22 protein-coding genes and 1 riboswitch are annotated in these 19,780 nt (G+C 70.0%); of the genes, 14 read left to right on the forward strand and 8 right to left on the reverse strand.

The window, feature by feature from the left end; translation table 11 throughout:
- On the forward strand, nt 1-189 hold the full coding sequence (locus tag ACFYRH_RS08240; protein WP_387770034.1) for a DUF3099 domain-containing protein: 189 nt from the start codon (nt 1-3) through the stop codon (nt 187-189).
- Here ACFYRH_RS08240 and ACFYRH_RS08245 read toward each other — a convergent pair.
- Both ACFYRH_RS08245 and ACFYRH_RS08250 read right to left on the reverse strand, forming a co-directional pair.
- On the reverse strand, nt 174-1,106 hold the full coding sequence (locus tag ACFYRH_RS08245; protein ID WP_387770037.1) for a cation diffusion facilitator family transporter: 933 nt from the start codon (nt 1,104-1,106) through the stop codon (nt 174-176). The genes ACFYRH_RS08240 and ACFYRH_RS08245 overlap by 16 nt on opposite strands.
- Entirely contained in the window at nt 1,099-1,986 is an 888-nt protein-coding gene (locus ACFYRH_RS08250) for a LysR substrate-binding domain-containing protein (protein WP_387770039.1), read from the reverse strand. Before ACFYRH_RS08250 ends, ACFYRH_RS08245 begins: the two co-directional genes overlap by 8 nt.
- Nucleotides 1,987-2,056: 70 nt before the next feature.
- Here ACFYRH_RS08250 and ACFYRH_RS08255 point away from each other — a divergent pair, with 70 nt between their 5' ends.
- The 6 genes from ACFYRH_RS08255 to ACFYRH_RS08280 all read left to right on the forward strand — a co-directional run bounded on the left by ACFYRH_RS08255 (nt 2,057) and on the right by ACFYRH_RS08280 (nt 8,772).
- Nucleotides 2,057-3,109, forward strand: coding sequence for an SDR family oxidoreductase (locus tag ACFYRH_RS08255; RefSeq protein ID WP_387770042.1), 1,053 nt, complete (start codon nt 2,057-2,059; stop codon nt 3,107-3,109).
- 162 nt (nt 3,110-3,271) lie between these two features.
- Nucleotides 3,272-3,871, forward strand: coding sequence for a helix-turn-helix domain-containing protein (locus tag ACFYRH_RS08260; RefSeq protein ID WP_387770045.1), 600 nt, complete (start codon nt 3,272-3,274; stop codon nt 3,869-3,871).
- A gap of 101 nt (nt 3,872-3,972) precedes the next feature.
- Nucleotides 3,973-5,133 (forward strand): NAD(P)/FAD-dependent oxidoreductase, encoded by a 1,161-nt coding sequence (locus tag ACFYRH_RS08265; protein ID WP_387770048.1) that lies wholly within the window; start codon nt 3,973-3,975, stop codon nt 5,131-5,133.
- Nucleotides 5,130-6,875 carry an FAD-dependent oxidoreductase gene (locus tag ACFYRH_RS08270; protein ID WP_387770051.1) on the forward strand — a complete coding sequence of 582 codons (1,746 nt, stop codon included), beginning with the start codon at nt 5,130-5,132 and terminating at the stop codon, nt 6,873-6,875. The genes ACFYRH_RS08265 and ACFYRH_RS08270 overlap by 4 nt, the downstream gene beginning before the upstream one ends.
- Nucleotides 6,872-7,774: a dihydrodipicolinate synthase family protein gene (locus ACFYRH_RS08275; protein ID WP_387770054.1), complete on the forward strand. Its 903-nt coding sequence runs from the start codon at nt 6,872-6,874 to the stop codon at nt 7,772-7,774. Before ACFYRH_RS08270 ends, ACFYRH_RS08275 begins: the two co-directional genes overlap by 4 nt.
- A complete protein-coding gene (locus tag ACFYRH_RS08280) occupies nt 7,771-8,772 on the forward strand; it encodes a proline racemase family protein (protein ID WP_387770057.1) in 1,002 nt (333 codons plus the stop codon). Before ACFYRH_RS08275 ends, ACFYRH_RS08280 begins: the two co-directional genes overlap by 4 nt.
- 12 nt (nt 8,773-8,784) lie before the next feature.
- Here the strand turns inward: ACFYRH_RS08280 and ACFYRH_RS08285 are convergent, their stop codons facing one another.
- Both ACFYRH_RS08285 and ACFYRH_RS08290 read right to left on the reverse strand, forming a co-directional pair.
- Nucleotides 8,785-9,132 (reverse strand): UBP-type zinc finger domain-containing protein, encoded by a 348-nt coding sequence (locus tag ACFYRH_RS08285; RefSeq protein ID WP_387770060.1) that lies wholly within the window; start codon nt 9,130-9,132, stop codon nt 8,785-8,787.
- A 63-nt stretch (nt 9,133-9,195) separates the two neighbouring features.
- Entirely contained in the window at nt 9,196-9,828 is a 633-nt protein-coding gene (locus tag ACFYRH_RS08290; protein WP_387770063.1) for an HD domain-containing protein, read from the reverse strand.
- A gap of 58 nt (nt 9,829-9,886) precedes the next feature.
- Between ACFYRH_RS08290 and ACFYRH_RS08295 the strand changes: the two genes are divergently transcribed.
- Both ACFYRH_RS08295 and ACFYRH_RS08300 read left to right on the forward strand, forming a co-directional pair.
- Complete coding sequence (locus ACFYRH_RS08295; RefSeq protein ID WP_387770066.1) at nt 9,887-10,861, forward strand: GlxA family transcriptional regulator; 975 nt, start codon at nt 9,887-9,889, stop codon at nt 10,859-10,861.
- A gap of 44 nt (nt 10,862-10,905) precedes the next feature.
- Nucleotides 10,906-11,403 carry a VOC family protein gene (locus ACFYRH_RS08300; protein WP_387770069.1) on the forward strand — a complete coding sequence of 166 codons (498 nt, stop codon included), beginning with the start codon at nt 10,906-10,908 and terminating at the stop codon, nt 11,401-11,403.
- Here the strand turns inward: ACFYRH_RS08300 and ACFYRH_RS08305 are convergent.
- Genes ACFYRH_RS08305 through ACFYRH_RS08315 form a run of 3 tightly spaced genes read right to left on the reverse strand, consistent with a single transcriptional unit; the run spans nt 11,396 to nt 13,586 of the window.
- Nucleotides 11,396-12,232 carry a biotin-dependent carboxyltransferase family protein gene (locus ACFYRH_RS08305; protein ID WP_387770072.1) on the reverse strand — a complete coding sequence of 279 codons (837 nt, stop codon included), beginning with the start codon at nt 12,230-12,232 and terminating at the stop codon, nt 11,396-11,398. The genes ACFYRH_RS08300 and ACFYRH_RS08305 overlap by 8 nt on opposite strands.
- Nucleotides 12,229-12,834: an allophanate hydrolase subunit 1 gene (locus ACFYRH_RS08310; protein WP_387770075.1), complete on the reverse strand. Its 606-nt coding sequence runs from the start codon at nt 12,832-12,834 to the stop codon at nt 12,229-12,231. Before ACFYRH_RS08310 ends, ACFYRH_RS08305 begins: the two co-directional genes overlap by 4 nt.
- On the reverse strand, nt 12,834-13,586 hold the full coding sequence (locus ACFYRH_RS08315; RefSeq protein ID WP_387770078.1) for a LamB/YcsF family protein: 753 nt from the start codon (nt 13,584-13,586) through the stop codon (nt 12,834-12,836). Before ACFYRH_RS08315 ends, ACFYRH_RS08310 begins: the two co-directional genes overlap by 1 nt.
- 97 nt (nt 13,587-13,683) lie before the next feature.
- On the opposite strand from ACFYRH_RS08315, the gene ACFYRH_RS08320 reads away from it, so the two are divergent.
- The 3 genes from ACFYRH_RS08320 to ACFYRH_RS08330 all read left to right on the forward strand — a co-directional run bounded on the left by ACFYRH_RS08320 (nt 13,684) and on the right by ACFYRH_RS08330 (nt 16,339).
- Complete coding sequence (locus ACFYRH_RS08320; RefSeq protein WP_387770081.1) at nt 13,684-14,409, forward strand: GntR family transcriptional regulator; 726 nt, start codon at nt 13,684-13,686, stop codon at nt 14,407-14,409.
- A gap of 78 nt (nt 14,410-14,487) precedes the next feature.
- The gene (locus tag ACFYRH_RS08325) at nt 14,488-15,915 is read left to right on the forward strand and encodes an aminopeptidase P family protein (protein WP_387770083.1); all 1,428 of its coding nucleotides are present in this window, start codon (nt 14,488-14,490) and stop codon (nt 15,913-15,915) included.
- Nucleotides 15,916-16,111: 196 nt separating this feature from the next.
- A complete protein-coding gene (locus ACFYRH_RS08330; protein ID WP_387770085.1) occupies nt 16,112-16,339 on the forward strand; it encodes a hypothetical protein in 228 nt (75 codons plus the stop codon).
- Between the two features lie 12 nt (nt 16,340-16,351).
- On the opposite strand, the gene ACFYRH_RS08335 is transcribed toward ACFYRH_RS08330, so the two are convergent.
- Nucleotides 16,352-17,770, reverse strand: a complete 1,419-nt coding sequence (locus ACFYRH_RS08335; protein WP_387770088.1) for an alpha/beta hydrolase — start codon at nt 17,768-17,770, stop codon at nt 16,352-16,354.
- A 97-nt stretch (nt 17,771-17,867) separates the two neighbouring features.
- On the opposite strand from ACFYRH_RS08335, the gene ACFYRH_RS08340 reads away from it, so the two are divergent.
- Entirely contained in the window at nt 17,868-18,233 is a 366-nt protein-coding gene (locus ACFYRH_RS08340) for a DUF3817 domain-containing protein (RefSeq protein WP_387770090.1), read from the forward strand.
- Nucleotides 18,231-18,323, forward strand: a riboswitch (glycine riboswitch). It overlaps the preceding gene by 3 nt.
- A 79-nt stretch (nt 18,324-18,402) precedes the next feature.
- Nucleotides 18,403-19,776, forward strand: a complete 1,374-nt coding sequence (locus ACFYRH_RS08345; RefSeq protein WP_387770093.1) for an L-serine ammonia-lyase — start codon at nt 18,403-18,405, stop codon at nt 19,774-19,776.
- Nucleotides 19,777-19,780: the final 4 nt, after the last annotated feature.

The following is a 19,780-nucleotide window of genomic DNA, read 5'->3' on the forward strand; positions in this document are numbered from 1 at the left end:
ATGGCTCGCCGGTACGACAACCGGAAGCTCTACTTCTGGCTGATGGGCAGCTGCCTGACCCTGATCGGCTTGGCGTGGTTCGTCGTCCGCCTGTTCTCGATCCCGGTCGCCATCGGGATGAGCGCGGTCGCGGCCGTGCTGCCGCCGATCGCGGTCATCGTCGCGAACTGGGGTCACGACCAGCGCTGACTCGGGTCACCCGGTGTCGGGTCCAGGTAGAGGTGCCGGATGCTCGGGTGGTCGCGGCGTACCTCGACGTCGATCTTCTCGGCGAGCTGCTCGATCGCCGCGCCGGTCGTGTGCGAGTCGACCAGGTCGACGGTCGCGACGACCAGCACCTGGTCCGGTGCGAGTCGCAGACTGAGCAGCTCCAGGACGTCCTCGATCCCCGGCTGACCGGCGATGATCTTCCGGATCTGCCGCTGCTGATCGGCCGGCAGGGCCCGCCCGATCAGCATCGCCTTGTTGTCCCGGCCGAGCGTGAACGCGACGACGATCAGCAACACCCCGATCGCGATCGACGCGGCGCCGTCCCACACGTGCTCGCCGGTGACGACGGCCAGGGTCACGCCGGTCGCCGCGATCAGCAGACCGATCAACGCGGCCGAGTCCTCGAACGCGACGGTCTTCACCGCGGGCTCCGCGTCCCGCAACTGTTTCAGGATCGGTACGCCGGCCTCGCGGGCCTCCCGCCGCAACTGGAGCACCGCTCGCAACCACGACGTGCCCTCGAAGACGAACGAGATCGCGAGCACCGGATAGATGACCGCCAGCGCCGCGATCGGTTCCGGCGCGAGGATCGAGCGCAGTCCTTCGGTGATCGAGAAGCCCGCGCCGAGTACGAGGATTCCGACCGCGGCGAGCAACGACCAGAAGTACCGCTCCATCCCGTACCCGAACGGGTGGCGGGCGTCGGCCGGCTTGCGGCTGCGGTGCAGCGCGGTCAGCAGGAAGACCTGGTTGAGGGTGTCGGCGACCGAGTGCGCCGCCTCCGCGAGCAGCGCCGTCGATCCGGACAACAGGCCGGCGACGATCTTCGCGATCGCGATCGCGAGATTCGCCGTACCTGCCAGCAGGACGGTGCCGTCCGATTCTTCCTCAGCCATCCCCTCCGCGTGCCCGCAGGCTGCCCGACTGAAACAGGACCTCGATGAAGGCGGCGGCGAGCGGGTCCGGCGTACCCCGGGTGTACGCCGCGAGCGTCCTCCGCACCGGAGGGTCCGGACGCAGCACATGGCCCGCGCCCGTCAGGATGTTGTCCGGCACCAGCGCCGGTCCGAGACCAGCGGCGGCGAGTGCCGGCGCGGCGGCGGTCTGCTCGGTGCGTACGGCGATCCGCGGCTCGAAACCCGCCTGCGCACAGGCACGATCGAGCACGTCGGCCAGGCCATGATCCGGCGCGTAGTGCACCCACGCACGATCGGCGAGATCGCCGAGCTTGACGGTGTCGCCTACTGCCGCCGGGTCGTCCGGCGCGACCACCACGACGAGTTCCTCGGTGCCGATGGCCGTGCTGACACCGGACCAGCCGGCCGGCTCCGGACCGACCGCGAGGTCCGCCTCCCCGGCGTACATCGCCTCCACCAGTTCGTCGGTATGGCGGTGTTCGAAGAGGCGGATGCCGACGTCGGGATGGGTCTGCCGCCAGCGGCGCAAGGCCCGCGGGAGGACGCCGAGGGTGATCGAGTAGAGCGTCGCGATCTGCAGTTCGCCGACCTCGAGCCCCGCGGCTTGCCGCGCCGCACAGCGGGCGCGTTCCGCATCCGCCAGTGCGGCGCGGGCGTGCGGGAGCATCGCGCGGCCGGTCGGAGTCAGGCGGACGGAGCGGGGAAGCCGTTCGAGGAGTGGGCCGCCGGCCGAGCGTTCGAGCGTGCGGATCTGGTGCGAGAGGGCCGGCTGGGTGACGTGCAGGAGCTCGGCGGCCCTCGTGAACGAGCCTTCGTCGACGACCGTGACGAGGTATTCGAGCTGCCGCAGCGTTGTCATGAACTCAGCTTATGGTTTCGGTGAAAACTATGTCTTGGTTTTATCTCCGCAGGTCAGCAAGGCTGTCGGTATGACGAACGTAGCGTTGGTGGTCGGAGCCCGCGGGGTGATCGGGACGAACCTGGTCGAGCATCTGGCGTCGTTGCCGGACTGGTCCGTGATCGGGTTGTCGCGGCGCGGCGGCACCGACGTACCCGGGCGGGTGCGGCACGTCGCGGTGGATCTGCTCGATCCGGACGACACGCGGCTGCGGTTGTCCGGGCTGTCCGAGGTGACGCATGTCTTCTACGTGGCGTACCAGGACCGGCCGACCTGGGCCGAGTTGGTCCCGCCGAACCTGGCGATGCTGGTCAACGTCGTCGACGCGATCGAGCCGGTCGCGCGCGGGTTGCGGCACGTCAGCCTGATGCAGGGGTACAAGGTGTACGGCGCGCATCTCGGGCCGTTCAAGACGCCGGCCCGTGAGGACGACCCACCGCACCTGCCGCCGGAGTTCAATGTCGACCAGCAGCGCTTCCTGGAGGAGCGCGGGCACGGCAAGGCATGGACGTGGTCGGCGCTGCGGCCGTCGGTGGTGGGTGGCGCCGCGTTGGGCAATCCGATGAACCTCGCGGTCGCGATCGCTGTGTACGCGTCGTTGTCGAAGGAACTCGGCGTACCGCTGAGGTTTCCGGGCAAGCCCGGTGCGTATCACTCGTTGCTGGAGCTGACCGACGCCGGATTGTTGGCTAAGGCAACGGTTTGGGCTGCGACCGCGCCGGCGGCGGCGAACCAGGCGTTCAACATCACCAACGGGGACCTGTTCCGGTGGAGTGAGTTGTGGCCCAAGCTCGGTGCCTGGTTCGGGATGGAGGTCGCGCCGCCGCTGCGGATGTCGTTGCAGGACGTGATGGCGGACAAGGAGCCCGCGTGGAAGCAGTTGCAGGCGACCCACGACCTGGCCGCGACGTCCTTCGCCGAGGTGTCGTCGTGGCCGTTCGCCGACTTCGTCTTCGGCTGGGACTACGACTTCTTCGCCAACTCCTTGAAGGCCCGGCGCGCAGGCTTCCACGAGTACGTCGACACCGAGCAGATGTTCTACGACATCTTCACCGAGCTCCGGAGCAAGCGCATCATCCCCTGATCGCCGACGGATTCGCGCTGGTGCTGCGTGTGCGCGAAGGTCACGGGGCCTCCCGTCCTGGACTGAGGAGCGGAGGGAGCGAAGCGACTGGAGCGACGAGGGAAGGACGGGAGTCAAGGCCCCGTGACCACGCCGTGCCGGAGGCGCGGCCAAAGATATGGCATGCTCCGGGCTGTGACGATGGGTGCTGGGAAGTTGCTCGGGACTAATCTGCGAGCGCGGCGGGATGAGCAGGGGATCTCGCTGTCCGAGCTTGCCCGGCGGTCCGGGATCGCGAAGGGCACGTTGTCGCAACTGGAGTCGGGTGCGGGGAACCCGACGATCGAGACAGTGTTCAGTCTGTCGAACGCTCTCGGCGTACCGGTGTCCCTGTTGCTGACCGATTCGCCGCCGTCGGACGTGGTGCTGGTGCGGTCCGCCGACATCGACGTGCTGTCCGGTGAGGCGATCGACCTGCGGCTGCTCCGCCGGCTCGAACACCCGGGCGGCCTGTTCGAGATCTACAACCAGGAGATCCGGCCGGACGCGGTGCAGCACTCCGACGGGCACCCGGGCACCGAGCATCACGTCGTACTGACGGGAAAAATGCGGGTGACAACCGGCGGGCGGACCGAGGAGCTGGGCGCCGGCGACTACCTCGCCTTCCGTGCCTCGGGGCCGCACCACTACGAAGCGGTGGACGGACCGGTGCGCTCGGTGCTGCTGCTCGAGTACCCGCCGGACGTCTACCCGGCGCCACCCGGACCGCACCCGGTGAGCTGATCCTCCGACTCGGGACACCAGGGTCCATTGACCATCGCCCGGAGAGACGCGTACGCTCGAATCGTTCATTTTAGTGAACGGTCTGCCGAAGGAGCGCTGCGATGACCCGGTCCGTGACACCCGACGTGGTGGTCGTCGGCGCGGGTGTCGTCGGAGCTGCCTGCGCCGAGGCGCTGTCGGCCGCCGGGGTTCGCGTGCTGGTGATCGACCGCGACGGCCCGGCCGCCGGTACGACGGCTTCGGGCGAGGGCAACGTGCTCGTCTCCGACAAGGAGCCCGGCCCGGAGCTCGAACTGGCGATCGCGTCCCGCGCCGAGTGGGACGTCGTGCGCCAACGCCTGCCGCGGCGAGTCGCCGACGTCGAGTGGGAGCCGAAGGGCGGCGTCGTCGTCGCGACGGCGGATCCCGAACCACTGAAGGCGTTCGCGGCCAAGCAGCGTGCCGCCGGAGTCGACGCGCGGGTGATCACACCGGCCGAGGTGTTCGAGCTCGAGCCGCTGCTCACACCGCGCGTGACGGTCGGCGTGCACTATCCGGACGACGCGCAGGTCCAGCCTGTGCTGGCGGCGACCGCGTTGCTGGCGACCGTCCGTGAGCGTGGCGGTGACGTGCTGTCCGGAGTGACGGCGCTCGGCGTGCGGCAGTCGCGTGGGCGCGTGGTCGGCGTCGAGACGTCGGACGGTGACATCGCGTGTGGCGCCGTACTCAATGCTTGTGGGCCGTGGGCGGGTGCCTTCGCTGCCGCCGCGGGAGCGCCGATCGAGGTGCTTCCGCGGCGCGGGATGATCCTGGTGACCGCCCCACTGCCGGAGTGCGTGCGCCACAAGGTGTACGACGCCGATTACGTGGGTGTTGTCGGTAGCGGCGACGCGGATCTGCAGACGTCCACGGTCGTCGAGTCGACGCGCGGCGGGACCGTCCTGATCGGGTCGAGCCGCGAGCGGATCGGGTTCGACGACTCGGTCAAGGTGCGGGTGTTGCAGGAGCTGGCACGCAAGGCGGTGAACCTGTTCCCGTTCCTCGGCGACGTCCCGGTGATGCGGACGTACGGCGGCTTTCGCCCGTACGCCCCGGACCACCTGCCGGTGATCGGACAGGACCCGCGCCTGCTCGGACTGTGGCACGCCGCCGGTCACGAAGGCGCCGGCATCGGACTCGCGCCGGCGACCGGGCGGCTCATCACCGAACTGTTCCTCGACCTCGCGCCACATCTCGATCCGTCGCCGTTCCGTGTCGACCGTCCGGCGGTGATCGCCGCATGACGGCGTACCAGCGCCCGCGTCCGGGCGACCCCGCCGACGTCGGACGGCCGGCGACCGTGCCGGTCACCGTCGACGGCCATCCGGTCACCGCGCACGCTGGTCAGACCGTGGCCGCCGTACTGCTGGCGAACGGCCGGGACACCTGGCGTACGACGCGCGTGAACGACCGCCCGCGCGGCACCTTCTGCGGTATCGGGGCCTGCTACGACTGCCTGGTCACGGTGAACGGGCTGCCCGACACCCGGGCCTGTCAGCGCACTGTGGAGCCCAACGACGCGATCACCACGCAGCAGGGTGCGGTCCTTCCCAAGACGACCGAGGCGACGTCCACCGAGGAGTCGGCGAGAAGCGCGGACGTTGTCGTCGTCGGTGCCGGACCGGCCGGGATCGCGGCTGCGTTGACGGCTGCGGACCGCGGAGCCGACGTACTGCTGGTGGACAACGCGCGCGACGTCGGCGGGCAGTTCAATCGGCAGTTGCCGACCGAGTTCGCGGCCCGGCGGCCCGATCGGTTGCACCACGGATGGAGGAGCTTCGCCGCGCAGCGCGAGCGCCTCGCGGCTCATCCGCGGATCACGCATCTGACCGAGACATCGGTGTGGGCGGTCGAGGGGCATCGGCTCTGGGCCCAGCGTGGTCCTGCTGACGCGGCCGGGCGTACGCCGTTTCCGATCGACGCGAAGGCAGTCGTTCTCGCGACCGGTGCGTACGACCGGGTGCTTCCGTTCCCCGGCTGGGATCTGCCGGGCGTCTACACCGCGGGCGCGGCGCAAGCCCTCGCCAAGGGTCAGCGGATCTCGGTCGGCCGCCGGGTGCTGGTTGCCGGGACCGGACCGTTCCTGCTCCCGGTCGCCGACTCGCTGACCGGCGTCGGTGCCGAGGTCGTCGCGCTCCTCGAGGCGAACTCGCTCGCGACTGTCCGCAAGGGCTGGTCCGTCGACCCGATGATTGCCACCAGCAAGCTTCGGGAGGCGGCCGGGTACGGCGCTCTGCTGGCCCGGCACCGGATTCCGCTCCGGCACGGCTGGACCGTCGTCGCAGCCCACGGCACCGACCGCGTCGAGGCCGTCACGATCGCCCGCCTGGACGGGAGTTGGCGTCCGATCGCCGGCACCGGCCGCCGGATCGAGGTCGACGCCGTGTGTCTCGGCTTCGGCTTCACGGCCAATCTGGAACTGGCCGTCGGCGCCCGCTGCGAACTCGGCACGGCGCCGGACGGTGGCCCCGCGGTGACGGTCGACGCCAACCAGCAGACCAGCACCCCGGGCGTCTTCGCGGCGGGCGAGCTCACCGGCGTCGCCGGGGCCGTTCCGTCCACCGCGGAAGGCGGAGTGGCGGGCGCTGCCGCCGCGCAGTACGCGCTCGGGGAGACGCCGGACGCCGGCGCTCGCGCGCGGGCCGCCGTACGCAAAGGGCAGCGGTTGGCGTCGGCGCTGGCCCGGGCGTATCCCGTGCGGGACGGGTGGAAGACCTGGAGTACGCCGGAGACGCTCGTCTGCCGGTGTGAAGAAGTCACCCGCGGTGAGCTCGAGAGCGCCGCCGCGGATCGTGGTCTGGACGACGGCCGGGCAATGAAGCTCAGCAGTCGCGCGGGGCTCGGGATGTGTCAGGGGCGGGTGTGTTCGCGCACCGTCGCGGCACTGCTCGCCGAGCCCGGCGCCGTACCGAAACCAAGCCTGAAACGACCGATCGCCGTACCAGTGCGATTACGGGATCTGGCCAAGATGCAGGAGGAATCATGAGCGAGAAGCTGGACGGCGTGATCGTCGCGACCGCGTTGCCGTACGCCGAGGACGCGTCGGCGCCGGCGGGGCTGCGGCCGGACCTGGACAAGTACGCCGAGCACTGCCGCTGGCTGGTGGACAACGGCTGCCGCGGTGTGGGGCCGAACGGATCGCTGGGGGAGTACTCGTCACTCACCGACGACGAGCGCCGGGCGGTCGCGAAGACCGCGATCGAGGCGGTCGGTGACGACGGCGTCGTGGTCGTCGGCGTGCACGGTGTCGGCTCCCACCAGGCCCGCGCCTGGGCCGAGAAGGCCGCCGAGGACGGCGCGGACGGCGTCCTCTGCCTGCCGCCGACGATGTACCGCGCGAACCGTGGCGAGGTGATCGCGCACTTCACCGAGGTCGCCAAGGCGGGTCTGCCGGTGATGGTCTACAACAACCCGCTCGACACCAAGGTCGATCTGACGCCGGACCTGCTCGCCGAGATCGCGCAGATCGAGAACATCGTCGCGGTGAAGGAGTTCTCCGGTGACGTCCGGCGGATCCTGGAGATCCGCGAGCTGGCGCCGGACCTCGCGGTGATCGCCGGCGCGGACGACCTGACCCTCGAGGCGTTGCTGATGGGCGCGACCGGCTGGTTCGCCGGCTTCCCGAACGTGTTCCCGAAGGAATCGGTCCAGTTGTACAACCTGGCGCTCGAAGGCAAGCTGGAACAGGCCCGGGCGCTGTACGAGCCGCTGGTCGCCGCGTTCCGGTGGGACTCCCGGACCGAGTTCGTGCAGGCCATCAAGTACGGCATGGACTACGTCGGGCGGTTCGGTGGACCGTGCCGGCCGCCGCGCGGGCCGCTCGTCCCGGAGCACGTCGCACAGCTGGAGCTCGACATGAAGAAGGCCGTGGAGTCCCTCACATGAGGTCCGTCCGGACGATCACCGCGATTGACTCGCACACCGAGGGGATGCCGACCCGCGTCGTCACCGGTGGGGTCGGCGTCGTCCCGGGTACGACGATGGCCGAGCGGCGCGAGTACTTCGTCAAGCACCTGGACGACCTGCGCTTGTTCCTGATGAACGAGCCGCGCGGTCATGCCGCGATGAGTGGCGCGATCCTGCAGCCGCCGACCCGTTCCGACGCGGACTGGGGTGTGCTGTACATCGAGGTCTCCGGCCTGCTGCCGATGTGCGGGCACGGGACGATCGGTGTCGCGACGGTGCTGGTCGAGTCCGGGATGGTCGAGGTGACCGAGCCGGTGACCAAGGTCCGGCTGGACACGCCGGCCGGGCTCGTCGTCGTTGACGTTGCCGTGAGCAACGGTCGCGCCGAGCACGTCACGTTGCGGAACGTTCCGTCGTACTCACATGCGCTGGATGCCGAGGTGGCCGTGCCGGGGCTCGGGACGATCACCTACGACCTGGCGTACGGCGGGAACTTCTACGCGATCCTGCCGTTGGAGCAGCTCGGGATCCCGTTCGACCGGGCCGAGAAGGACCGGATCCTGCGGGCCGGGCTGGACATCATGGACGCGATCAACGCCACCGGCCGTCCCGTGCATCCGCTCGACCCGGGGATCAACGGCTGCAAGCACGTGCAGTTCACCGCGCCGGGTCTGGACGGCGCCGACTCCCGCAACGCGATGGCGATCCACCCGGGCTGGTTCGACCGTTCGCCCTGCGGCACGGGTACGTCGGCCCGGATGGCGCAACTGCACGCGCGCGGTGAGTTGGCACTCGGCACCGACTTCGTCAACGAGTCCTTCATCGGCACCCGCTTCACCGGCCGCCTCGTCGAGGAGACGACGGTCGGCCCGTACGTCGGCGTCGTACCCACCGTCACCGGTCGGGCCTGGATCACCGGGACCGCCAACTACCTGCTCGACCCCGACGACCCGTTCCCGACCGGCTTCGTCCTCTAGGACGTGTCTAGTTCACCGGTGCAGCTTCGACTGCCAGTCGGCGGGGACGTGGCCGCCGGGGACCGGTTGGGATTCGGGGCGGGAGACCGGCGGGGCGAGGGCGGGGCCGTCGTAGTACTGGGACTCGCCGTAGTGCCAGAACCAGTCCTCGCCCGGCTCGAAGCTGCGGACGATCGGGTGGCCGCTCTCGGCCGCGTGGGCGGACGCGTGCTGGGCGGGAGAGGAGTCGCAGCAGCCGATGTGACCGCACTGGGCGCAGCGCCGGAGGTGGAACCACCACCCGCCGGCTTCCAGGCACTCGACGCATCCGGTGCCGCTCGGAGGAACACTGCTGTCGATACCTGGCGTTCCAGAAGTCATACCGCACATCCTGTCCCGTCCCACCGCGCCGGACAAGCAACCGGCAAGCAACCGACCTAGGCGTCATTCGGGCCAGGCGGAGTTCTTGATGACGTCGACGAAGTCGGTGTGGTGGAACCCGGGAACGAAGTGCTCCAGGACGTCCGCCTTGACGTTGCCGAACGTGGTCGCGGGCCGGTCCCGGATCCCTTCGGTGAACGCCTCGAGGATGCCCGCCTTGAAGCCGGGACGCGGGTGCGCGGCGGTGATCGCGGCGCGCTGCGGTTCGGTGATCGCGTCGTACCCGATGCCGAGGACGTCGAGCTCGACGCCGCGGGTGACGAGCGCGACCTCGGCGGACAGATGCAGCGGGATCTCCGGTGTGGTGTGCAGCGCGATCGCGGTCCAGACCCGGTCGGCCGGTTCGCCGGCGATGCCGTGCGCACCGAGGAACCGGCGGGCCTCGTCGGCGCCGTCGATCTCGAAACGCTGATCGGTACGGCGGTAGCGCGCGGTGAGACCGAGGTCGTGGAACAGCGCGCCGACGTACAGCAGTTCGGGGTCGTACGCGAGCCCCTCGGCGCGCAGCGAGCCGAACAGGAAGACACGCCGCGAGTGGTCGTACAGCAGCGGCGATGCCGCGTCGCGGACGAGCTCGGTCGCTTCCCGGGCGAGCTTGCTGTCGGGGATCCGGACGCCGGCGATCTCCTCGGTCATCAGGTGCTTCCTTTCGTGACGGAGGTTCCAGGTTCGCCGTCGGAGCTAGGCTGTCGCCATGTCCTTTTCGCCAGATAAACCACAGATTCGGACACGCCGGGTCGCGTTCGTCGTGTCCGACGGCGTGACGCTGCTCGATGTCACCGGCCCGCTCGAAGTCCTGCACCAGGCGAATCAGGTCGCGAACACGTACGAGACGGTGCTGGTCTCGGCGGCGGGTGGTGAGGTGCGGACCGCGTCGGGCGTGGCGCTGGCGGGCACGATCACACCTGCCGAGGCCGGGCCGATCGACACGGTCGTGGTGCCTGGAGCGGACGGTCTCGTCGACCGTGTGCCGGAGGACGTGCTGGCGGTGACGGCGGCGCTGTCGGAGCGTGCCGATCGCGTTGCGTCGGTCTGCAGCGGAGCGTTTGTGCTGGCCGCGTCGGGGATGCTCGACGGGCGACGGTGTACGACGCACTGGCGCCACGCGGGCGCATTGGCCCGGCAGTACCCGAAGGTCACGGTCGAGCCGGACGCGTTGCACATCACGGACGGGCGCTACGTGACGTCGGCCGGGATCAGCGCGGGAATCGACCTGACACTCGCACTGGTCGAGGCCGATCTGGGGTCCGATGTGGCGCGGGAGGTCGCCCGCGAACTGGTGGTGTTCATGCAGCGCTCGGGCGGTCAGTCGCAGTTCTCCACCGCGATGGCGACTCCGCCGGCGCGCAGCGACTCGCTGCGGGCGATCGCCGAGACCGTCGTCGCGGATCCGGCCGGTGACCACAGCCTGCCGAACCTGGCCGCGGCGGCCGCCGTCAGCCCGCGGCATCTGACCCGCCTGTTCCAGAACGAATTCCGTACGACGCCGGCGCGCTGGGTCGAACGTGTCCGTCTGGATCGCGCCCGGCAACTGCTGCTCGACGGGCACAGCATCACCACGGCGGCGCGTCTCAGTGGGCTCGGCAGTGACGAGACTTTGCGCCGCGCGTTCGCCCGCCATCTCGGCACGACGCCGACGGAGTACCGCCGGCATTTCCAAATGACCTGAGGAAGAGGACAGAACCTGTCCGCTACCTTCGGGAGACTCGAGGCATGACGATGCAGAAGATCCCCGGTGGTAAGTCGACCGTTACACCCTACGTGGCCGCGAAGGGCGCCGATCGGTTCCTGGAGTTCGTGGAGCGGACGTTCGAGGTGCGGACGACGGGCCGGGTCCTGAACGCCGACGGGACGATCGGCCACGCGGAGATCACCGTCGGGGACTCCGTCCTGATGGTCTTCGACGCCGCCCCGGACTGGCCCGAGCTGCCGAGCCTGCTGAGTGTGTATGTCGACGACGTCGAGCAGACCTATGCGCGCGCACTCGAAGCCGGCGCGACGGCGGTCACGGAGGTGTTCTACTCGCGGATCATCGGTGACCGCGGCGGCCGGGTGCGCGATCCGCTCGGGAACATCTGGTGGCTGCAGACCCACGTCGAGGACGTGGATCCCGCCGACTTCGCCGAGTTGTTCGCCGACCCGGCCGAAGCCGCCCTGATGCGCGAGTCCGGAGAGTCCTTCGCCGCCGAGATGCGCCGCCGCGTCAGCTGATCAGTCGCACCGCCTGACCTGGGCGTACCTGTGCGCAGGCGTCCAGGTCGCGCGCGGCGACGTACGCGATCACCGGGTAGCCGCCGGTGACAGGATGGTCGGCCAGGAAGATGACGGGCGTGCCGGAGGGCGGGATCTGGATCGCACCCGCGGTCATGCCTTCGCTGGCGAGTTCGCCGGTACGGGCGCGTTCGAGGGGTTCTCCGTCGAGTCGTAGGCCGACGCGGTTGCTGTTGCTGCTCACCTGATAGGTCTGCGTCACCAGCGATGCCCACCCGTCGTCGGTGAACCAGTCCCGCCGAGGTCCCGGCGTGACCCGCAGTACGACGGTCCCGCCGGCGGGATGCGCGACGGGCGCCAGGTCCACGCCGGGCATCGGCTCGATCAGCTCGCCGATCGGCAGGGTCTGGTTGGCGGTGAGCGGTGCCGGTCCGAGCCCGGACAGCAGATCGGTGGAACGTGACCCGAGGACCGCAGGTACGTCGATCCCGCCGCGGACCGCCAGATACGTCCGCAATCCGCTCGGTGGCGTGCCGAGGCGCAGCACCGAACCGGCCCGCAGCAACGTCGGCGCGTTCAGCGGTACGCCGGTACACGGGGCGCCGGTGATCGCGACGACGAGATCGCCATCGGCATGAACCGTCAGGCCGCCGTACGTCACCTCGATCGCGGCCGCGCCCGCGCGATTGCCGGCCAACCGGTTCGCCAGCTCGTACGCGGACCGGTCGCAGGCCCCCGACGCCGGGACGCCGAGCGCGGCCTGGCCGGGCCGCCCGCGGTCCTGGATCGTTGCCAACGGCCCCGTTGCGAGAATGGTCAGGCTGCTCATCCACGACCCGCGTCGACGAACCGGACCCGGCGGCCGGGGTGGAACAGCGCGGCCGGATCACGTTCCTGGTCGAAGATCCGCACGGACGTCCGGCCGATCAGCTGCCAGCCGCCCGGCGACTCCCGCGGATACACCCCACTGAATTCTCCGGCCAGCCCGACGGCGCCGGTCGGGACCTTCGTCCGCGGCGACTCGCGCCGCGGGATGTCCCAGTCACCCGGAGCCGTCAGGTACCCGAATCCGGGCGCGAACCCGCAGAACGCCACGGTCCACTCCTCGCCGGTATGCCTCTGGACGACCTCGGCCGGCGAGCAGTCGAGCATTCGCGCCACCTCCTCGAGATCCTCGCCGTCGTACACGACCGGGATCTCGATCAGGTCGCCTGTGGACCGCGCGCCCTCGGTAGGAGTCACGGACCGCAGGACGCGGGTCAGCCCGTCGAGGGAGCCGGCGGTCGTGACCAGAACCGTCCGGGCGGCCGGGACGATGTCGATGACGTCCGCCGGTGGATCCGCCTGCAGCGCGGCGTAGTACCCGAGGACCTCGTCGAGATCGTCGAGCTCGACGAGTAACGCCCGGTCGCCGGCCGGGAGGATGCGCATCAGCCGGTGAACGGGCGCAACTGGACGCCCGCTCCCTCCAACGCACCGCGCACCCGGCGGGCGATGCCGACGGCGCCAGGGGTGTCGCCGTGCACGCAGATCGACGCCGGCTCGACGACGAGCGCTCCACCCTCGGCGTTCTCGATCGGCTGACCGGTCGCCATCGCCGTACAGCGGGCCGCGATCTGGTCCGCGTCGTGCAGCACCGAGCCGGGCTCGCGCCGCGACACCAACGTCCCCTCCGCCGTGTACGCACGGTCCGCGAAGGCCTCATGTACCGCGGTCAGACCGGCGTCCTCGGCGAGCCGAAGCCACACCGAACCCGGCAGACCGAGCACCGGAAGCGCCTTGTCGTACTCCGCGACCGCCGCAACCACCGCGGCAGCCTGCTCCTGGTGGTGGCCGATCGTGTTGTAGAGCGCGCCGTGCGGTTTCACGTACCGCACCCGGTCACCGGCGATCCGCGCGAACGCGTCCAGTGCACCGATCTGGTACACCACCTCGTCGCGCAGCGCGGCCGGCTCGATGTCGACGAACCGGCGCCCGAAGCCCGCCTTGTCGGCGTACCCGACGTGGGCCCCGATCGCGACGCCGCGTTCGACCGCCTCCGCGGTCACCCGGCGCATGATCGACGGGTCGCCGGCGTGGAAGCCGCAGGCCACGTTCGCACTCGTCACGACCTCGAGCAGCGCCGAGTCGTCGCCCATCGACCAGGAGCCGAATCCTTCACCCATGTCCGCGTTGAGGTCCATCTGCCACCTCCTCCGACGAGCGTAGAAGATTGTTCAACAATCCTGCAAGAGGCTTGTTCCACTTTCCTGATCACCCCCGGTGCGCGATGATGCGGAGATGACTACGGGCGGGGCCGAGGACACCGGACGGCAGGCGTGGCTGCGGACGGTCGCGGCCGATGTCGCACGACTGGACCGGAGCAGCTCGGCCGAGCGGGCCGCGGACATCCTGCGCCGCAGTATTACCGAGGGTGCGCTGCCGCCCGGTGCCCAGCTGTCCGAGGTCGAGCTGACCGAGGTGCTGGAGGTCAGCCGGAACACGCTGCGCGAGGCCTTCCGGCTGCTGACCCACGAGGGCCTGCTGGTCTACAAGCTGCACCGCGGCGTGTTCGTGCCGGAGCTGGACGAGCGCGACGTGATCGACCTGTACCGGTTGCGTCGCGTGCTCGAGGTGGACGTCGTCCGCGGGCTGGCCGTGCGGGACCCGGAGCTCCCGGCGAGCCGGCTCGAGCCGCTGCAGGACGACGTGGAAGCCGCCGAGGCCGCCGCGCGGGCGGACCGCTGGGCGGCAGTCGGTACGGCGAACATGCGGTTCCACATGCACCTGATCGGGCTCGCGGACAGCTCCCGGATGGACGCGATGACCGGCCGGCTGCTCGCGGAACTGCGGCTGCTCTTCCACGTCATCGCGACTCCGCGGGAGCTGCACGAGCCGTACATCCAGCGCAACCGTGGGCTGTTCGAGCTGCTCGAGGCCCGCAAGTACGACGAGGCCGCCGCGGACCTGCACCAGTACCTCCTCGACTCCGAACAGGGCCTGCTCGCCGCCTTCCGTTCCCGATGAGAGATAAGGGCTTGCAAACCCCCGCGAGAACCTGAGTTGATGAGCTACAACCGTCAGCTGCAAAGGGGAGCTCAGCTCATGACCGAAGACGACCGGACCGACCAGACGCCGAAGTCCTACCGGCCGATCGACGCCAAGGGATTCCGCGACTTCGTCTCGCAGGGCTGGGGGCCGGTGGACCGGTCGGTGACGGTGCCGGAGGGGCTTGCCGAGGCGGCGGCCGAGCACCGGCGGAAGCTGGCCGCGGCGTTGCCGGGCCGGCGGATCGCCTTGGCGGCCGGACGGGCGCCGGTCCGGTCGAACGACACCGACTACGCGTTCCGCGCCGACAGCGACTTCGTCTGGCTGACCGGTTGCCAGGCCGAGGGCGCCGTACTGGTGATCTCGGGCGACGGTGACGCGACGCTGTACCTGCGGGAGACGGCCGGGCCGGACGAGGCGGACTTCTTCGCGAACGCGCGCGACGGTGAGCTGTGGATCGGCCCGGTGCCGGGCCTGAAGGACTGGTCGGACGCGCTGCAGATCGCCTGCCGCCCGATCGAGGAACTGCCCGCGGCCGTGCGCGGCGCGGTCCCGTTCATGCTCTCGGTGCCCGGCGTCGAGCCGATGCTGGACGCCCTGGTCCGTACTTCGCCCACGGACGGCAACGCCCTGCGGCAGACGCTCGCCGAGCTGCGCCGGATCAAGGACGACTGGGAGCTCGACCAGCTGCGGGAGGCGGTCGCGGCCAGCGTGCTCGCGTTCGAGGATGTCGCCCGCGAGCTCCCGGAGGCGATCCGCGGCGGCGGCGAGCGCTGGCTGCAGGGCACCTTCGACCGGCGCGCGCGGACCGCCGGCAACGGGGTCGGGTACGCCTCGATCGTTGCTGCTGGCAACCACGCGCCGGTGCTGCACTGGGTGCGCAACGACGGCCCGGTGAACGAGGGCGACGTGATCCTGCTGGACGCCGGCGTCGAGACCCGCACGCTCTACACCGCCGACGTGACCCGGACCTTCCCGGCGACCGGCGAGTACACCGCGGCGCAGCGGCAGGTGCACGACCTGGTGCACAAGGCGCAGTTGGCCTCCCTCGAGGCGGTCAAGGTCGGAGCGCCGTACCGCGCCTTCCAGCACGAGGCGCTGCGGGTGCTGGCCGAGGGCTTGCGGGACTGGGGTCTGCTCGACGTCTCGATGGACGAGCTGCTCGGCCCGGACGGGCAACAGCACCGGCGGTACATCGTCTGCGGGACCGGTCACTACATCGGCCTCGACGTGCACGACTGCGACGCGTCCCGGCCGGAGGCGTACTTCGCCGGCACCATCGAGGCCGGGATGGCGCTCGCGGTCGAGCCGGGCCTGTACTTCCACCCGAACGACGAGACCGTGCCGCCGGAGCTGCGCGGCATCGGCATCCGGATCGAGGACAACGTCGTCGTGCACTCCGACCGGCTGGAGATCCTCACCGAGGACCTGCCGATCACCACCGACGGCCTGGAGCGGTGGACCCGCTCGCACCTCGGTAAGTGACCGCTCAACTACCCAAAATTATCTGGTCACCAGCAGTAACATCCTCCGCCCGCCTGACGATGTAACGGGCGGGGGGAGGGTCGTACTCGGCCCGGCGCGTGGCATGTGGGGGGCCGCGGATCACGCGCCCGGCCGAGTCGGCCCCGGACTGGGGACATGGGGTACCCAGGAGCCCCGGGTACGGGGAGTAGTCAGCATGAACCTTCGAGTGCGAGTGGTGCACTGCGGAAACCGGCACTGGTACGCCGACATCGACGACGCCGACGATCCGCAACCGGACGATCCGTTCTGGTACGTCGACAACTGCCGGACCCAGGCGCAGGCGCTGGAGACCGCCTGCGCCGAGCTCCGGCTGCTGGCCGGGCGACTGGTCCGTGGAGACCACCTCGACCGGGTGCTCGACGTGACCGGCGTTCCGGTCTGACGCCGGGCTACGTCACGTGGCCGGTGGTACGGCGGCGCAGCTGCTACCGCGCTCCGGCACCTCTCGCGAGATCAGGTAGTCGTCGATCGTGCTCTGCATGCACGGGCTCTTCCCGTAGCTCCCGTGTCCCCAGCCCTCGTAGGTCAGCAGGACGCCGTACCGGCCGAGCTGCCGCGTGACACTCTGTGCCCAGGAGTATCCGGTCGCCGGGTCGTGGATCGCGTTGGCTACCAGCACTGGCGTCTCGAGGCCATGGACCTTCAGTTGGTGCTGCGGGTTGTTCGCCGGCGGTGAGCCGAGGCAGATGGAGACGGCCATCAGCGGTCCCGGGTAGCGCATGTCCTGGTTGTTCCGCGCGGTCCGCTGCAGATGAGCGGCGTACTCGCGGTAGTCGCGCACCGGCAGGTTCCAGTCCTGGCAGAACACCGCGAGCGGGTACGACGTGAGCCCGGTCGCGGCGGCCTTCTTCTCGGGTGTCGCCGAGGCCAGCATGTCGGCGAGCGCGGACCACTGCGGCTCGTACAGCAACCTGAACACCGAGTAGCTGAGCTTGAACGGATCGGCCGACTTCGCGAGCTGGCCGGCCCAGAGCGCGTGGATGTCGCGACCGTGCACTGCGCAGGCCGTCGCCGCGTCGCACCACTTCACGAACTCGTCGAACGAGTCCTGTGCCGCGGTGGCCTGGTCGTCGATGAACGCCCGGGTCGTGGCCGTGGAGTGGTCGATGACGCTCTCCAGCACCATCGCGCGCACGTGGCTCGGGTACGTCTCGGCGTACTGCGCTCCGAGCAGCGTGCCGTACGAGCTGCCGTGGAACGAGATCGTCGACTCGCCGAGGGCCCGGCGGATGGCGTCGACGTCGCGGACCGTCTGCCAGGTGTCGATGTGGTCGTAGAGCGGGCCGGTGTTCCGGCGGCAGTCCGAGGCGAGCTGCCGGTTGTAGGCGAGCGTCGTACGGAAGTCGGCCGCGCTCTTCATGATCGGCGACGGCTGCTTCGCGAGCAGGTCGGTCGAGCACTTCACCGGGTTGCTGCGGGCCACTCCGCGCGGGTCGAGGCTGACGATGTCGAAGCGGTCCTGCAGGTCGGTGCTGAACCGGCTGATCCCGGTCTTGATCCGGTCGACGCCGGAGTCGCCGGGGCCGCCCGGCCCGAACACCAGGACGCCGACGCGCTCGCTCGGTGTCTTCGCCGTCCGGCGGGCGATCGCCAGGTCGAACGTCGGTCCGCCGGGGTCGCGCCAGTCGACGGGCAGGCGGAGCGTCGCGCACTGCGAGCCCAGCACCTCGGCGGGATCGTCCTTGCCTTCGGGTTTGCAGTCGGTCCACTGGATCGTGCTGGTCGTCGTGGCGGCGGCCGGCAGTGTTGCCAGGCCCGCGGTCGCGACGCCGAGAAGTACCGCGCCGGTGACGGCGCGTCGGGTGAGCATCATGCCGACGATCCTTCGGCAATCGCTTGCTGGCGGCATCGGGGAGCGGCCCCCGATGACCCCGGACGTGGCTTGGGGGGCTTGTTAGGGTCGGTCGTTGATGAGTACCAAACATGCGCAGTGGTTCCGGGCCGTGGCGATCGCCGAGGCAGTCTCGTGGACCGGCCTGCTGATCGGGATGCTGTTCAAGTACGTGCTGTCGGACAACGAGATCGGCGTGCAGATCTTCGGCCCGATCCACGGCGGCATCTTCGTCGCCTACGTGATCACCGTGCTCGCGGTCCGCGGCCCGTTGCGCTGGTCCTGGCCGGTCACACTGGCCGCCCTGGCAGCCAGTGTTCCGCCGCTGTTCACCTGGTTCTTCGAGATCTGGGTTCAAGGTCGTGAGCGGCGAACGGGCCGGATTGACGCCGGGCGTGGGACCGCCGTACCGTCCACAGCGGAAGCTAACTCAACAGCCGCATGAACCCGTGCGGGAGAGACCCGGACCTGATCCGGGCGCCGTAGGAGCAACTCTCCCCAAGAATCTCTCAGGCACCTTCACCGTACGGGCGAGGCACCTCTGGAGGGCATCAGCCTGACAGAGCGGGGAGGACACCACTCGGTCAACGACGACCGGAAGGGACCTCCACACGATGGCGATCAGCGTCTTCGACCTGTTCAGTATCGGGATCGGCCCGTCGAGTTCCCACACCGTGGGACCGATGCGAGCGGCCCGCACGTTCGCGCTCGGCCTCGTCGACGACGGTCTGCTGACCGCGACGGCGACCGTCGAGGCGCAGCTGTTCGGCTCGCTCGGCGCGACCGGGCACGGGCACGGCAGCGACAAGGCCGTCCTGCTCGGGCTCGAGGGCGCCGACCCGGAGACCGTCGTCACGCACTCCGTCGACGCCCGCGTCGAGACCATCCGCGAGCGCGGCCGGATCCTGCTCGCCGGCACCCACGAGATCGCGTTCGACGAGAACACCGACCTGGTGATGCACCGCCGCAAGGCCCTCCCGTACCACCCGAACGGGATGATCTTCGTCGCCCGGGACACCACCGGCGCCGTACTGCGGGAGCGCACCTACTACTCGGTCGGTGGTGGCTTCGTGGTCGACGAGACCGCCGCGGCCGGGGACCGGATCGTGCCGGACACCACCCCGCTGAAGTACCCGTTCACGACCGGCGCGGAGCTGCTCGACCGGTGCCGCGAGTCGCAGCTGACGATCAGCGAGGTGATGCTCGCGAACGAGCTCGCCTGGCGCACCGAGGACGAGATCCGCGACGGCCTGTTGCACATCTGGCAGGTCATGCAGGACTGCGTCCGGGAGGGCTGCGAGACCGAGGGCATCCTGCCCGGCGGGCTGAAGGTGCCGCGCCGGGCGCACGCCCTGCACCGCCGGCTGAGCGGCGACCCGTGGTCGGTCGATCCGCTGAAGGTGATGGACTGGGTGAACCTGTTTGCGCTCGCCGTCAACGAGCAGAACGCGTCCGGCGGCCGGATCGTCACCGCCCCGACGAACGGTGCCGCCGGCATCATTCCCGCCGTACTGCACTACTACCGGCGGTTCGTGCCGGGCGCGACCGACGACGGCGCGGTCCGGTTCCTGCTGGCCGCCGGGGCGATCGGCGTGCTGTACAAGGAGAACGCGTCGATCTCCGGCGCCGAGGTCGGCTGTCAGGGCGAGGTCGGGTCGGCCTGCTCGATGGCGGCGGCCGGCCTCTGCGAGGTGCTCGGCGGGACGCCGCAGCAGGTCGAGAACGCCGCCGAGATCGCGATGGAGCACAACCTCGGCCTGACCTGCGACCCGGTCGGCGGCCTGGTCCAGATCCCGTGTATCGAGCGGAACGCGATGGCGTCGGTGAAGGCGATCAACGCGGCCCGGATGGCGATGCACGGCGACGGCGTCCACGTGGTCACGCTGGACAAGGTGATCAAGACGATGCGCGAGACCGGCGCCGACATGAAGATCAAGTACAAGGAGACCTCGCGCGGCGGGCTCGCCGTCAACGTCATCGAGTGCTAGTCAC

Origin of the sequence: Kribbella sp. NPDC004875, from assembly GCF_042873375.1 — a bacterium.
In the GTDB taxonomy this organism is placed as follows: Bacteria; Actinomycetota; Actinomycetes; order Propionibacteriales; family Kribbellaceae; genus Kribbella.

Excerpts from the sequence above, each read along its gene's own strand:
- ACFYRH_RS08245 (WP_387770037.1), bottom strand. The coding sequence starts at position 1,106 with ATGGCTGAGGAAGAATCGGACGGCACCGTCCTGCTGGCAGGTACGGCG.
- ACFYRH_RS08320 (WP_387770081.1), top strand. The coding sequence starts at position 13,684 with ATGACTACGGGCGGGGCCGAGGACACCGGACGGCAGGCGTGGCTGCGG.
- ACFYRH_RS08340 (WP_387770090.1), top strand. The coding sequence starts at position 17,868 with ATGAGTACCAAACATGCGCAGTGGTTCCGGGCCGTGGCGATCGCCGAG.
- ACFYRH_RS08260 (WP_387770045.1), top strand. The coding sequence starts at position 3,272 with ATGCTCCGGGCTGTGACGATGGGTGCTGGGAAGTTGCTCGGGACTAAT.
- ACFYRH_RS08345 (WP_387770093.1), top strand. The coding sequence starts at position 18,403 with ATGGCGATCAGCGTCTTCGACCTGTTCAGTATCGGGATCGGCCCGTCG.
- ACFYRH_RS08335 (WP_387770088.1), bottom strand. The coding sequence starts at position 17,770 with ATGATGCTCACCCGACGCGCCGTCACCGGCGCGGTACTTCTCGGCGTC.
- ACFYRH_RS08305 (WP_387770072.1), bottom strand. The coding sequence starts at position 12,232 with ATGAGCAGCCTGACCATTCTCGCAACGGGGCCGTTGGCAACGATCCAG.
- ACFYRH_RS08280 (WP_387770057.1), top strand. The coding sequence starts at position 7,771 with ATGAGGTCCGTCCGGACGATCACCGCGATTGACTCGCACACCGAGGGG.
- ACFYRH_RS08250 (WP_387770039.1), bottom strand. The coding sequence starts at position 1,986 with ATGACAACGCTGCGGCAGCTCGAATACCTCGTCACGGTCGTCGACGAA.
- ACFYRH_RS08255 (WP_387770042.1), top strand. The coding sequence starts at position 2,057 with ATGACGAACGTAGCGTTGGTGGTCGGAGCCCGCGGGGTGATCGGGACG.
- ACFYRH_RS08270 (WP_387770051.1), top strand. The coding sequence starts at position 5,130 with ATGACGGCGTACCAGCGCCCGCGTCCGGGCGACCCCGCCGACGTCGGA.
- ACFYRH_RS08295 (WP_387770066.1), top strand. The coding sequence starts at position 9,887 with ATGTCCTTTTCGCCAGATAAACCACAGATTCGGACACGCCGGGTCGCG.
- ACFYRH_RS08290 (WP_387770063.1), bottom strand. The coding sequence starts at position 9,828 with ATGACCGAGGAGATCGCCGGCGTCCGGATCCCCGACAGCAAGCTCGCC.
- ACFYRH_RS08330 (WP_387770085.1), top strand. The coding sequence starts at position 16,112 with ATGAACCTTCGAGTGCGAGTGGTGCACTGCGGAAACCGGCACTGGTAC.
- ACFYRH_RS08240 (WP_387770034.1), top strand. The coding sequence starts at position 1 with ATGGCTCGCCGGTACGACAACCGGAAGCTCTACTTCTGGCTGATGGGC.
- ACFYRH_RS08315 (WP_387770078.1), bottom strand. The coding sequence starts at position 13,586 with ATGGACCTCAACGCGGACATGGGTGAAGGATTCGGCTCCTGGTCGATG.
- ACFYRH_RS08285 (WP_387770060.1), bottom strand. The coding sequence starts at position 9,132 with ATGACTTCTGGAACGCCAGGTATCGACAGCAGTGTTCCTCCGAGCGGC.
- ACFYRH_RS08310 (WP_387770075.1), bottom strand. The coding sequence starts at position 12,834 with ATGCGCATCCTCCCGGCCGGCGACCGGGCGTTACTCGTCGAGCTCGAC.
- ACFYRH_RS08325 (WP_387770083.1), top strand. The coding sequence starts at position 14,488 with ATGACCGAAGACGACCGGACCGACCAGACGCCGAAGTCCTACCGGCCG.
- ACFYRH_RS08265 (WP_387770048.1), top strand. The coding sequence starts at position 3,973 with ATGACCCGGTCCGTGACACCCGACGTGGTGGTCGTCGGCGCGGGTGTC.
- ACFYRH_RS08275 (WP_387770054.1), top strand. The coding sequence starts at position 6,872 with ATGAGCGAGAAGCTGGACGGCGTGATCGTCGCGACCGCGTTGCCGTAC.
- ACFYRH_RS08300 (WP_387770069.1), top strand. The coding sequence starts at position 10,906 with ATGACGATGCAGAAGATCCCCGGTGGTAAGTCGACCGTTACACCCTAC.